Origin of the sequence: Sphingomonas phyllosphaerae, assembly GCF_029623345.1 — a bacterium.
Taxonomy (GTDB): Bacteria; Pseudomonadota; Alphaproteobacteria; order Sphingomonadales; family Sphingomonadaceae; genus Sphingomonas; species Sphingomonas phyllosphaerae_C.
The window spans coordinates 36,475-49,090 of sequence record NZ_JAPYKH010000025.1; the positions used below are offsets into that span (position 1 = coordinate 36,475).

Below are 12,616 nucleotides of genomic sequence, written 5' to 3' on the forward strand. Positions count from 1 at the left end.
GAACAACGGACCCGAAACGGCGATGTTCCGCCGCGTCATTGACGTGCGTCAATAGGCAGCGGCTCAGATCAGCCCCGACAACGGGCTCGACGGGTCGGCATAGCGGCGCTTGCCCATGCGGCCCGCGCGGTAGCTCATCCGGCCCGCCTCCACCGCCGCGCGCATCGCCGCCGCCATCAGGATGGGGTCCTTGGCCTCGGCGATCGCGGTGTTCATCAGCACGCCGTCGCAGCCGAGTTCCATCGCCACCGCGGCGTCGCTCGCCTGGCCGACGCCGGCATCGACCAGCACCGGCACGCCCGCGCCTTCGACGATCAGCCGGATCGTCACCTGATTCTGGATGCCCAGCCCCGAGCCGATCGGCGCACCGAGCGGCATGATCGCGACCGCGCCTGCCTCCTCCAGCTGCTTCGCCGCGATCGGATCGTCGGTACAATACACCATCGGTTTGAAGCCCTCGCGCACCAGCACTTCGGTCGCCTTCAGCGTCTCGCGCATGTTGGGGTACAGCGTGCGCGCCTCGCCGAGCACCTCGAGCTTGACGAGATCCCAGCCGCCCGCCTCGCGCGCCAGCCGCAGCGTGCGGATCGCGTCCTCGGCAGTGAAGCAGCCCGCGGTGTTGGGAAGATAGGTCACGCGCTTGGGGTCGATGAAGTCGGTCAGCATCGGCGCGCTGGGATCGCTGACGTTGACGCGGCGCACCGCGACGGTGACGATCTCCGCGCCCGACGCCTCCAGCGCGGCGGCATTCTGCGCGAAATCCTTGTATTTGCCGGTGCCGACGATCAGCCGCGAGCGGAACGTGCGCCCCGCGACCGTCCATGTGTCCTCGGTGAGCGGCGCGGCATGGTCGCCGCCGCCGACGAAATGGACGATCTCCAGCTCGTCGCCGTCCTCGACCTGCACGTCGCCCAGCGTCGAGCGCGGCACCACCTCGAGGTTGCGCTCGACCGCGAGCTTCTCGGGCACCAACCCGAGCGACTCCGCCAGGGCTGCGATCGAGAGCCCGGCGGGGACCCGCTTGTGCTCGCCGTTGAGGGTGATGGTGATGGTGCCGTCGGAATGTGCCATGTCCGCCATCTAAGACTGTCGGCAAGCAGGGGCAACGTTGCGCGCGCGCGCCGCGGATGCAATGACGCCTGCACGAAGGGCAACGACCTCAAGGGAGCGCATGACCGACACCGTCTTCGTCCTCAACGGCCCCAACCTCAACCTGCTCGGTACGCGCGAGCCGGAGATCTACGGCCACGACACGCTCGACGACATCGCCGGGCAGCTCGAGGAGCGCGCGCGCGAGCTCGGGCTGAAGGTCGACCTGCGCCAGTCGAACCACGAGGGGCACCTCGTCGAGTGGCTGCACGAGGCGCAGGCAGTGGACGCGCGCGCGGTGCTGCTCAACGCTGCCGCCTACACGCACACCTCGGTCGCGCTGCACGATGCGATCAAGGGCATCACAACGCCCGTGATCGAGGTGCATCTGTCCAATCCGCACACGCGCGAGAGCTTCCGCCACGTCTCGCTGGTGGGCAGCGCCGCCAAAGGAACCATCGCCGGCTTCGGCGCGATGTCGTACATGCTCGCGCTTGAAGCCGCGGCCCGCTTCTGACAGGGAGCGCGCCCTACCTAGGGGAAACAGGGTTGCATGGCTGACATCTCTCATAACGGCGGCGCGATGCAGGTCGACGTCGATCTGGTGCGCCAGCTCGCCGAGCTGCTCGACACCACCCAGCTGACCGAGATCGAGGTCGAGGACGGCGAGCGCAAGATCCGTGTCGCGCGCAAGGCCGCCGCCGTCGCCGCGCCCGCGATCCATTACGCGCCTGCGCCTGCCGCAGCCGCGCCGGCCGGAGGCGTTCCGCCGCAGGTCGACACCGCCGGCCCGTCCGCGCCGTCGCACGCCAATGCGGTGCGCTCGCCGATGGTCGGCACCGTCTATCTGTCGGCCGAGCCGGGCGCCAAGCCGTTCGCCGCGGTGGGCCAGAGCGTCGCCGCGGGCGATACGTTGCTGATCGTCGAGGCGATGAAGGTGATGAACCCGATCACCGCGCCGAGCGCCGGCGTCGTCAAGGCGGTGCTGGTCGAGAACGGCCAGCCGGTCGAGTTCGACCAGCCGCTCGTGGTGGTCGAGTAACGCCCTTGCCCCAGATCAAGAAGCTGCTGATCGCCAACCGCGGCGAGATCGCGCTGCGGATCCACCGCGCGTGCCACGAGATGGGCATCAAGACGGTCGCGGTGCACTCCACCGCCGACGCCGACGCGATGCACGTCCGCCTCGCCGACGAGGCGATCTGCATCGGGCCACCGGCGGCGACCGACAGCTATCTCAACATTCCCAACATCATCTCCGCCGCCGAGATCTCGGGCGCGGACGCGATCCATCCCGGCTACGGCTTTCTCAGCGAGAACGCCAAGTTCGCCGAGATCGTCGAGCTGCATAACCTGATCTTCGTCGGTCCAAAGCCCGAGCATATCCGGGTGATGGGCGACAAGGTCGAGGCCAAGCGCACCGCGGGCGCGCTCGGGCTGCCGCTGGTGCCGGGGTCGGACGGCGCGATCAGCGACGTCGCCGAGGCGCAGGCGCTGGCCGAGCAGATCGGCTATCCCGTGATCATCAAGGCCGCCAGCGGCGGCGGCGGTCGCGGCATGAAGGTGTGCCAATCGCCCGATCAGCTCGAGACGCTGATGCAGCAGGCCGGGACGGAGGCGAAGGCGGCGTTCGGCGACGCCACCGTCTACATGGAGAAGTATCTCGGCAACCCGCGCCACATCGAATTCCAGGTGTTCGGTGACGGCAACGGCCAGGCGATCCACCTCGGCGAGCGCGACTGCTCGCTCCAGCGCCGCCACCAGAAGGTGCTGGAGGAGGCGCCCTCCCCCGTCATTACCGCCGGGGAGCGCGAGCGGATGGGCGGGATCGTCGCCCGTGCGATGGCCGACATGGGCTATCGTGGCGCGGGGACGATCGAATTCCTGTGGGAGAACGGCGAGTTCTACTTCATTGAGATGAACACCCGCCTCCAGGTGGAACATCCGGTGACCGAGGCGATCACCGGGCTCGACCTGGTGCGCGAGCAGATCCGCGTCGCCGAGGGCCACCCGCTGACGCTGCGCCAGGAGGACGTGGTCTTTCGCGGCCATGCGATCGAGTGCCGGATCAACGCCGAGGACCCGCGCACCTTCGCACCATCACCGGGCCGCGTGACGCAATATCACGCGCCGGGCGGGATGCATGTGCGCGTCGATTCAGGGCTGTACGCGGGCTATACCGTGCCGCCCTATTACGACAGCATGATCGCCAAGCTGATCGTCTATGGAACGACCCGGCAGGGTGCGCTGCGTCGTCTGCGCCGCGCACTGGAGGAGTTCGTGATCGAGGGCATGAAGACCACGATCCCGCTCCACCAGGCGTTGCTCGACGATCCGGAGTTCCAGCAGGGGAGCTACACCATCAAATGGCTGGAGGAGTGGCTGGCGCGCCAGGACGCGTGACGGAGGCCAACGCCGCGGCGGCGACGATCTACCACAATCCGCGCTGCTCCAAGTCACGCCAGGCGCTGGCTCTACTGCATGAGGCGGGCGCTGACGTGACCGTCATCGAGTATCTGAAGACGCCGCCTTCGCGCGACACGCTCGCCGCGCTGCTGAGGCGGGCCGGGATCGCACCGCGCGACGCGCTCCGCCGCGATGCGCCTGCGGTGGCGGACGACGCCGCCGCGCTTGACCTGATGGCGCGCGATCCCGCCACGATCGAGCGGCCGCTGGTCGAGACCGCCAAGGGCGTGCGGCTGGCGCGACCGCCCGAGCTGGTGCGCGAGATCCTGTGATCCTCCCCGAGGACACGCGCTGGCGCGTCGAGCGCGCCACCCAGGCCGCGGTGGTGATCGACGCCGACGCCTATTTCCGCGCCGCGCGCCAGGCGATGCTGCGCGCCCAGCACCAGATCCTGCTGGTCGGCTGGGACTTCGACGCGCGCATCAATCTCGCCTATGACGACGACCATCCCGAGGCGCCCACCGACGTCGGCGCCTTCATTACCTGGCTGGTCGACCGCACCCCGGAGCTCCAGGTCCATATCCTTCGCTGGGACAAGGGCGCGATCAAGACGCTCGGGCGCGGCAAGACGCTGTGGACCCTGCTGAACTGGCGCTATCGCCAGCCGCGCATCCACCTGCTGCTCGACGGCCACCATCCGGTGGCGGCGTCGCAGCACCAGAAGATCGTGGTGATCGACGACTGCCTCGCCTTCTGCGGCGGCATCGACATGACCGACGAGCGCTGGGACACGCGTGCGCACGTCGACGACGACCCGCGCCGTACCTCGCCGAGCGGCAAGGCGTACAAGCCGTGGCACGACGCCACCACCGCGCTGCAAGGCCCGATCGCGGGAGCGTTGGGCGAGCTGTGCCGTACACGCTGGGCGATCGCGGGCGGCGCCGAGATCGCACCGCCGCCGCCGCGCGACGGCAGCTGCTGGCCCGAGTCGCTGACGCCCGGCTTCACCGACGTCGACGTCGCGGTATCGCGCTCGCAGCCCGAATATGACGGGCAGGACGAGATCCTCGAGATCGAACGGCTGTATCTGGCGCTCATCGCGTCCGCCAAGACGCGCATCTACGCCGAGAGCCAGTATTTCGCCTCCCGCCGCATCGCCGAGGCGATCGCCGCGCGGCTGGTGGAGGATGATCCGCCCGAGATCGTGGTCATCAACCCGGTCACGGCGCAGGGCTGGCTCGAGCCGATCGCCATGGACACCGCACGCGCGCGGCTCGTCACCGAGCTGCGCCGGCGCGACCATCGCGGGCGGTTTCGCATGTATCATCCGCTCAACGAAAAGGGCACGCCGATCTACTGCCACGCCAAGGTGACGGTGATCGACGACCAGGCGATCCGCATCGGCTCGTCCAACTTCAACAACCGCTCGCTGCGGCTCGACACCGAATGCGACGTGACCATCACCGACAGCGCCGCGACGATCGCGGCGATCCGCGACGATCTGATCGCCGAGCATCTCGGCGTCGACGTGGCGGTCGTGAGCGAGCGGGTCGAGCGCGACGGACTGATCGCCACGATCGAAGCGCTACGCGGCAGCGGGCGGACATTGGTCCCTTATGAGGTGGACGACCTCAGCTCGGTGGAGAAATGGCTCGCGGACAATGAGGTGCTCGATCCCGAGGGGCCGGGCGAGATGTTCGAGGCGCTCGAGAAGCGCGGGCTGCTGCGGCGGCTGAGAAGGAAGCGGCGCTAACCCGGCCCGTTTCATGCCGGGCGTCACCCGGCATCCATGGTCCCGCGCGCCGCACCCAGGTCACGTGCGCGGCACCATGCACCTCCGATCAAGTCCGGCCTGACGAGCGGCCGCCGTGCTCCTGCGCACCCAGGCGCACGACAGCGCTGATCTCGTCCGCCACCCACACCGTCTGGCCACCGCGGCGCACAGCCGCTATGCGCCGCGGCCATGACCGCCATCACGCCCGAGATCGTCGCCGAGCACGGCCTGTCCCCCGATGAATATGAGCGCGTGCTCAACGCGCTGGGCCGCGAGCCCAATCTCGTCGAGCTCGGTATCTTCTCGGTGATGTGGTCGGAGCATTGCAGCTACAAGTCGAGCCGCATCCACCTCAAGAAGCTGCCCACCGAAGGTCCGCAGGTGATCTGCGGCCCGGGCGAGAATGCCGGCGTGGTCGACATCGGCCCAGGTCCAGATGGTCGGGGCCAGGCGGTCATCTTCAAGATGGAGAGCCATAACCACCCGTCGTACATCGAACCCTATCAGGGCGCCGCGACGGGCGTGGGCGGGATCCTGCGCGACGTCTTCACCATGGGCGCGCGCCCGGTGGCGAACCTCAACGCTTTGCGCTTCGGCCGGCCCGATCATCCCAAGATGCGCCACCTGATCTCGGGCGTGGTCCACGGCATCGGCGGCTACGGCAATTGCGTCGGCGTGCCGACGGTCGGCGGCGAAGTGAACTTCCACCCCGCCTATGACGGCAACATCCTCGTCAACGCGATGACCGTGGGCGTCGCCGACACCGACAAGATCTTCTACTCGGCCGCCTCCGGCGTGGGCAATTCGATCGTGTACGTCGGCAGCAAGACCGGGCGCGACGGCATCCACGGCGCGACCATGGCCTCGGCCGACTTCGGCGAGAATTCCGACGAGAAGCGCCCCACCGTCCAGGTCGGCGATCCCTTTACCGAGAAGCTGCTGATCGAGGCCTGCCTCGAGCTGATGGCGTCGGACGCGATCGTCGCGATCCAGGACATGGGCGCGGCGGGGCTCACCTCCTCCTCGGTCGAGATGGCGAGCAAGGGCGGCGTCGGCATCGAGCTGGTGATGGACGATGTGCCCCAGCGCGAGACCGGCATGACGCCGTACGAGATGATGCTCTCCGAGTCGCAGGAGCGCATGCTGATGGTGCTCAAGCCCGGCCGCGAGGATTTCGCGCGCGCGATCTTCGAGAAATGGGAGCTCGACTTCGCGGTGATCGGCCATGTCACCGACACCGGGCGGATGGTGCTGAAGTGGCAGGGCGAGACCGTGTGCGACATCCCGCTCGCCCCGCTCGCCGACGACGCGCCGCTGTACGACCGCCCGCACGTGCCCACCCCGCCCGCCAAGGCGCTGGTCAACATTCCCGACTGCAAGGATCCCGCGGCCGACCTGCTCGCGCTGATGGGCTCGCCCGACATCGCCAGCCGGCGCTGGATCTGGGAGCAATATGATCACATGGTCGGCGCCGACACGGTGCAGCGCCCGGGCGGCGACGCCGCGGTGGTGCGCGTCCACGGCACCGACAAGGCGCTGGCGATGACGACCGATTGCACCCCGCGCTACTGCTTCGCCGACCCGGTCGAGGGCGGCAAGCAGGCGGTCGCCGAGGCGTGGCGTAATCTCACTGCGGTGGGCGCGACCCCGCTGGCGATCACCAACTGCCTCAACTTCGCCAACCCGCAGCGCCCGGAGATCATGGGGCAGATCACCGGCTGCCTCGACGGCATGGCGCAGGCGTGCCGCGCGCTCGACTTCCCGATCGTGAGCGGCAATGTCAGCCTCTACAACGAGAGCAAGGCCACGGGTGGTGGCTCCGCGATCCTGCCGACTCCCGCGATCGGGGGCGTCGGGCTGCTCAAGGACTGGCAGAAGAGCGCGACGATCGCGTTCAAGCAGACCGGCGACGTCATCGTCGTGGTCGGCACGCGTCGTGGCGATCTCGGCCAGTCGCTGTGGTTGCGCGAGCTGCACGGGCGCGAGGAAGGGCCGCCACCGCGCGTCGACCTGGAGGCGGAGCGCCGCACCGGCGACTTCATTCGCGCGCAGATCGACGCGGAGCATCTCGGCGCAGTCCACGACGTCGCCGACGGCGGCATCGCGGTGGCGATCGCGGAGATGGCGCTGGCGGGCAACATCGGCGCGATGATCGACCGTGCGCTGCCGTTCGAGACCGCCGCCGCGCTCTTCGCCGAGGAGCAGGGCGTCTATGTCGTGACGGTGCACGATCATGCGTTGCTCGACTTCCTCCAGGCCGCCCTTGACAGCGGCGTCGAGGCCGAGCCGCTCGGCCGCACGATCGGCACGCGCGTGATCTTCGAGATGCGCGACGGCGATTATTGCGTGCCGCTCGATCAGCTGCGCGCGGCGCACGAGGGCTTCTTCCCCAAGCTGATGGCAGGCGAAGCCGCGATCTGATGGCAATGGCTCATCTCCTCCCCGCTCGCGGGGAGGGATACCCGCGCCAGGCTGGCGGAGCGGTGCTTCGGCAAAAGCTGCGCTGAGGGGGGAGCCCCTCCACCGGCCTACGGCCGGCGGTTGCCCTCCCCGCTAGCGGGAGGACTGCCGACGTTTCACCCCAGCGTTGCCAGTCCCGCGTCGCGCGCCTAGCACGCGATCGCCATGTCCGAAGCCAACCGCCTCGTCGCGCTCGATATCCTGCGCGGCGTCGCGGTGCTGGGGATCACCATCGCCAACCTCCCCGGCTTCGCGCTACCGCAGGCGGCCTATTTCTCCCCGCTCGCCGCGGGCGGCACCGGAGCCGCCGACCTTACCGCCTGGGCGCTCACCTTCGTGTTCGTCGAGGGCAAGATGCGCGGGCTGTTCGCGGCGCTGTTCGGCGCTTCGCTGCTTCTCGTGGTGGAACGTGCCGACGCGGCGGGGCAGAATGGCGCCGCGATCCACCTGCGCCGCATGGGCGTGCTCTACTTGATCGGAACGGCGCATCTGTACCTGCTGTGGTACGGCGACATCCTCCATCATTACGCCTTGGTCGGCGTCGCCGCGCTGCTGTTCGTCCACGCACCGACCCGGATCCTGCTGCTCGCCGCCGCGGCCGCGCTGTTGGTGGCGACGATCGGCGGGGTCGGACTGGTCCACGCCGCCGCGCTGCCCGCCTCGCACACCGCGCTCGAGCAGAGCTTCGGTCGTCCGCCCGCGCCGCTGTTGGCGGGCGAGATCGCCGCGCTGCGCGGGTCGCTGGCGGACGGTATCGCGTGGCGCTGGCGGCACGACGCCGGCGCGCTCGGCGGGTTGCTCGCCAACGGACCGGAAACGCTCGGCTACATGCTGCTCGGCATGGCGGCCTATCGCAGCGGCTTCGCCGCCGGCGCCTGGCCGCGCCGCCGCTATGTCGCCATCGCGGTGCTGACGCTGCCGCTCGGGCTCGCGGCCGAGCTGGCACTCGCGCGCTACAGCACCTCGCACGGCTTCGCGCTCGAGGCGGTGCTCACCGGCTCCTTCGCGCTCGGCCCGCTGATCCATGCCCCGATGGTCGCGGGCTATGCCGCGCTGCTGCTCTGCGGCCTCCCGGGAACGCGCGCGGGCGAGCGGCTCGCCGCATTGGGGCGCAGCGCGTTGAGCAACTACCTGCTGTCGAGCCTCGTGCTCGCCGCGGTTTTCTACGGCTGGGGGCTGGGGCAGTTCGCGCGCTGGGGTCGGGCCGATGCCTATGCGCTGTTGCCACCGCTCTGGGCGCTGCTGCTGCTATGGGCGCCCCTTTGGCTTGCTCGCTTCCGTTACGGACCGGCGGAATGGCTGTGGCGATCGGTCACGCGCGGCTGCGCGCAGCCGCTTCGCCGCGGGTAAATGCGAACGCGTCTCATTTCGCTTGCGAGCGGTTCGCAACTCGGTTAGGCCGATTCGCAGCCGGGAAGGAGACCGCATGGTCGTCTGCGTCTGCAATGCGATTAAGGAGTGCCAGGTGCGCGAGGCCGCGCGTTCTGGTGCTGCCACCCCCTGCCAAGCGTATCGCTGCCTCGGGCGCTCGCCGAAGTGTGGCCAATGTGTTCAATTCGCCCGAGCAATCATCGACGAGGAACGTGCGGCTGCGTAGCGGTCGCAGCAAGTAGTCACTGAAGCGCGAAGGACTTTCAGCTTTCCTCTCGCCCCATTCGGGGCTATTCGCCGTGCCATTCCGGATGGTGGAGACTGGCATGAAGGGCGATCCCAAGGTCATCGAGTTCCTCAACGATTCGTTGAAGAATGAGCTGACCGCGATCAATCAGTATTGGCTGCATTACCGCCTGTTCGATCATTGGGGCGTCTACAAGCTCGCGGCGTTCGAGCGCCACGAATCAATCGACGAGATGAAGCACGCCGACTGGCTGGCGGAGCGCATTCTGTTTCTCGACGGTTTACCCAACTTCCAGCTGCTCGGTCGTCTGCGGATCGGCGAGACGGTGGAGGAGGCGCTTAAGGCCGATCTCGCGATGGAGATCGAGGCGGTGGCGCAGCTCAAGGCGGCAATCGCTTATTGCGAGGAGGTCAAGGACTTCGTCAGCCGTGAGCTGTTCGCCAACATCCTCGCCAGCGAGGAAGAGCATGTCGACACGCTGGAGCGCCAGTTCGAGATGATCGAGCGGATGGGCATCCACAATTACATCCAGCTCAACTCGGTGAGCGAGCATGACAAGCCCGAAAGCGGTGCGGCACCTTACCTGAAGGGGTGAGCGCATCTCGCCCAAGCTTCGGGTTCTGAGATCGATCTTGGCGACCTTGAAGCGGCGCTGGCTCCCGGTCAGCAAGGCCGTGGCAGGTGGCTCGCGTCGGTGAGCTGGCGCTCAACGCGGCCGTGGAGGCGGCACGAGCGGGTGAGCACGGTCGCGGGTTCGCCATGGTCGCGGCCGAGGTTCGTAACCTGGCCGAGGATCACGTACTGCCGCGATTGCGATCGGCCTGCTGTCGCACGAGACGGTCACGACCGCGAACGACGCCGGCGCCATGCTGTCGACGCTGATGCCTGACATCGGCCGCACCGCCGAACTGGTCGATCAGATCACCGCGGCGTGCCGCGAACAGGATGTCGGGACCGGCCAGATCAACCAGGCGATCGGGCGGTTGGACGATGCCGCGCAACAGACCGCCACCGGATCGGAGCAGATCGCCGCGACGTCGCACGCGCTGCTCCGCCGAACCGAGCAGTTGCACGCCGCGATCGCCTTCTTCAGGGCCACGCCAAGCGATCGAGACCGCCGCGCGGTGAGCACCGGCTGATCGCGATATGCCGCGCAGCGACGCCCCCCGTCCGCTTTACGCCACGCGGCGCCCGAAGCCGCCCGGCCGCCGCACGGCGGCGGGCGCCGAGCCCTCGCCCTCGCCTTCCAGCACGGCAAGCGTGCGCAGGAACAGCGGGCGCAGCGCCACCACGTCCTCGATCGCATCCTGCGGGGACTCATGGTGTTCGACACAGGCGCGCGCGTGATCCTCGATCTTCTCGGCGAGCGCGGCGAGCACGTTGGCACCGAACTGGCTCGCCTCGCCCTTGAGTGTGTGCGCGGGGATCACCAGCGCGGCGGCATGGCCCTTGCGCATCGCGTCCTCGAGCGCGCTCAGCGACTTGATGCCATCCTCGCGGAAATAGCCAAGGATGCGCGCGAAACCAGTCCCCAGCTCGGCGCGCGCGCGGCCCAGCGCTATCCGGTCCACCAGTGTCACCGCTTCATCCACCACGCGCCGGCTCCTTGTTTGCGCACAAGCACTTAGCGCCCGAGAGGTAAAGAGGAGGTAAGCGCCTCGGCTCAGCTGCCGCCGAACGGATTTTTGGGCGCACGCAGCATCAGCCGCACCGGCACCGCGCCGAAGCCGAGCTCGCGCCGAATCCCGTTGATGAGATAGCGCTGGTAGCTCATCGGCAGCTCGTCGACGCGCGTGCCGAACAGCACGAAGCCCGGCGGCCGCGTCTTCGCCTGCGTGAGATAGCGCAGCTTGATGCGCTTGCCACCCGGCGCAGGCGGCGGATTGGCCTCGATCGCACGCTCGAACCAGCGGTTGAGCTCGCCGGTGCCGACGCGGCGCGACCACGCCTCGCGGGTGGCGAACGCCGCGCCGATCAGCTGGTCGATCCCCTTGCCCGTCGCGGCCGAGACCGCGAGCAGCGGCACGCCACGCACCTGCGCGAGCCCCTCATCAAGCGCGGTGCGGACGCCGTTGAAGAGCTTGGAGGGGTCCTCGGCCACGTCCCATTTGTTGAGCGCGATCACCAGCGCGCGCCCCTCTTCCAGCACGCGGTTGGCGATGCGCAGGTCCTGTGATTCCAGCCCCAGCGTCGCGTCGAGCAGCAGCACCACGACCTCCGCGAAGTCGACCGCATGGAGCGCGTCGGCTACCGACAGCTTCTCCAGCTTGTCCTGCACCTTGGCGCGCTTGCGCATGCCCGCGGTGTCGATTAGGCGGACATCGCGCGGGCCGTCGGGGCCACTCCACACCCAGTCGATCGCGATCGAGTCGCGCGTGATCCCCGCCTCCGGACCGGTGATCATCCGGTCCTCGCCGAGGATGCGATTGACCAGGGTCGACTTGCCCGCGTTCGGGCGGCCGACGATGGCGAGCTTGAGCGGCGCGTCCGGGCTCTCGTCCTCCTCCGCCCCCTCCTCTGCCTCGAGCGCCTCGAGGTGAGGCCGCAGCGCTTCGAACAGGTCGGCGACACCCTCGCCATGCTCGGCGGAGAACTGGACCGCGTCACCGAAGCCGAGCGACAGCGCCTCGATCAACCCAGCCTCGGCGGCGCGCCCCTCGGCTTTGTTGCCGACCAGCACGATCGGGGTGGAGGCGCCGCGCAGCCAGCGTGCGATCTCCTCGTCCAGCGGCACGATCCCAGCGCGGGCGTCGATCATGAACAGCGCGACATCGGCGCTGTCGACCGCGGCCTGAGTCTGTCGGCGCATGCGCCCGGGCAGCGTCTCCGGATCCTCGTCCTCGTAGCCGGCGGTGTCGATCAAGCGGAAGTCGAGCCCGAGCAGGTGCGCGTCGCCCTCGCGGCGGTCGCGCGTCACGCCGGGACGGTCGTCCACCAGCGCCAGCTTCTTGCCGACGAGACGGTTGAACAGCGTCGATTTGCCGACATTGGGACGGCCGACGATCGCGACGGTGGGGAGACGGGACATTTGCGTAAACCTAAGCGCTTCGAGCGAGTGTGCCCCTCCCCTTCGGGGAGGGGGTGGGGTGGGGCCTTTCCTCGGGCGATGCGCTCGCGGCGACCGCGCCGTTGAGCCCCCAGCGATGCGGCCCGAGCGGCAGCAGATGCCCCGCGAGCACCAGCAGGATGCTCAGCGCGCGCCAGCCGTCGAGGATCGGAATGCGCTGCATCAATGGTCCCCTAGTCATTCGCCGCCATGCTTGGCCAGCGTC

Annotated in this window: 14 protein-coding genes and 1 pseudogene; 11 read left to right on the forward strand and 4 right to left on the reverse strand. The window is 68.8% G+C overall.

Annotated features, from left to right (window positions below; all coding sequences use genetic code 11):
• Positions 1-63: 63 nt before the first annotated feature.
• Entirely contained in the window at positions 64-1,071 is a 1,008-nt protein-coding gene (thiS, locus tag QBJ89_RS17910) for a sulfur carrier protein ThiS (RefSeq protein ID WP_277981834.1), read from the reverse strand.
• 100 nt (positions 1,072-1,171) lie between these two features.
• On the opposite strand from thiS, the gene aroQ reads away from it, so the two are divergent.
• The 11 genes and pseudogenes from aroQ (at position 1,172) to QBJ89_RS17965 (ending at position 10,483) form a co-directional block, all read left to right on the forward strand.
• The gene (aroQ, locus tag QBJ89_RS17915; protein ID WP_277981835.1) at positions 1,172-1,606 is read left to right on the forward strand and encodes a type II 3-dehydroquinate dehydratase; all 435 of its coding nucleotides are present in this window, start codon (positions 1,172-1,174) and stop codon (positions 1,604-1,606) included.
• Positions 1,607-1,642: 36 nt separating this feature from the next.
• Positions 1,643-2,131, forward strand: a complete 489-nt coding sequence (accB, locus tag QBJ89_RS17920; protein ID WP_277981836.1) for an acetyl-CoA carboxylase biotin carboxyl carrier protein — start codon at positions 1,643-1,645, stop codon at positions 2,129-2,131.
• A gap of 5 nt (positions 2,132-2,136) precedes the next feature.
• Positions 2,137-3,489: an acetyl-CoA carboxylase biotin carboxylase subunit gene (gene accC, locus QBJ89_RS17925; protein ID WP_277981837.1), complete on the forward strand. Its 1,353-nt coding sequence runs from the start codon at positions 2,137-2,139 to the stop codon at positions 3,487-3,489.
• Positions 3,486-3,824, forward strand: a complete 339-nt coding sequence (locus QBJ89_RS17930) for an ArsC/Spx/MgsR family protein (protein WP_277981838.1) — start codon at positions 3,486-3,488, stop codon at positions 3,822-3,824. Before accC ends, QBJ89_RS17930 begins: the two co-directional genes overlap by 4 nt.
• Positions 3,821-5,245 carry a phospholipase D-like domain-containing protein gene (locus QBJ89_RS17935; RefSeq protein ID WP_277981839.1) on the forward strand — a complete coding sequence of 475 codons (1,425 nt, stop codon included), beginning with the start codon at positions 3,821-3,823 and terminating at the stop codon, positions 5,243-5,245. Before QBJ89_RS17930 ends, QBJ89_RS17935 begins: the two co-directional genes overlap by 4 nt.
• A 210-nt stretch (positions 5,246-5,455) precedes the next feature.
• The gene (purL, locus tag QBJ89_RS17940; protein WP_277981840.1) at positions 5,456-7,687 is read left to right on the forward strand and encodes a phosphoribosylformylglycinamidine synthase subunit PurL; all 2,232 of its coding nucleotides are present in this window, start codon (positions 5,456-5,458) and stop codon (positions 7,685-7,687) included.
• Positions 7,688-7,891: 204 nt separating this feature from the next.
• Entirely contained in the window at positions 7,892-9,076 is a 1,185-nt protein-coding gene (locus tag QBJ89_RS17945) for a DUF418 domain-containing protein (RefSeq protein WP_277981841.1), read from the forward strand.
• A gap of 76 nt (positions 9,077-9,152) precedes the next feature.
• Positions 9,153-9,323, forward strand: a complete 171-nt coding sequence (locus QBJ89_RS17950; RefSeq protein ID WP_132909171.1) for a (2Fe-2S)-binding protein — start codon at positions 9,153-9,155, stop codon at positions 9,321-9,323.
• A 100-nt stretch (positions 9,324-9,423) separates the two neighbouring features.
• Entirely contained in the window at positions 9,424-9,939 is a 516-nt protein-coding gene (gene bfr, locus QBJ89_RS17955; protein ID WP_277981842.1) for a bacterioferritin, read from the forward strand.
• A gap of 104 nt (positions 9,940-10,043) precedes the next feature.
• A pseudogene (locus QBJ89_RS17960) lies at positions 10,044-10,145 on the forward strand (methyl-accepting chemotaxis protein); the annotation flags it as partial.
• A 65-nt stretch (positions 10,146-10,210) separates the two neighbouring features.
• Entirely contained in the window at positions 10,211-10,483 is a 273-nt protein-coding gene (locus QBJ89_RS17965; protein ID WP_277981843.1) for a methyl-accepting chemotaxis protein, read from the forward strand.
• 36 nt (positions 10,484-10,519) lie between these two features.
• Here QBJ89_RS17965 and QBJ89_RS17970 read toward each other — a convergent pair whose 3' ends face one another.
• From QBJ89_RS17970 to QBJ89_RS17980, 3 genes are all read right to left on the reverse strand, one after another.
• Complete coding sequence (locus tag QBJ89_RS17970; RefSeq protein ID WP_277981844.1) at positions 10,520-10,939, reverse strand: Hpt domain-containing protein; 420 nt, start codon at positions 10,937-10,939, stop codon at positions 10,520-10,522.
• A 68-nt stretch (positions 10,940-11,007) separates the two neighbouring features.
• On the reverse strand, positions 11,008-12,372 hold the full coding sequence (gene der / locus QBJ89_RS17975) for a ribosome biogenesis GTPase Der (protein ID WP_277981845.1): 1,365 nt from the start codon (positions 12,370-12,372) through the stop codon (positions 11,008-11,010).
• Between the two features lie 10 nt (positions 12,373-12,382).
• Positions 12,383-12,616, reverse strand: a 234-nt coding sequence (locus QBJ89_RS17980) for a hypothetical protein (protein ID WP_277981846.1), incomplete at its 5' end; no start/stop codon positions are given.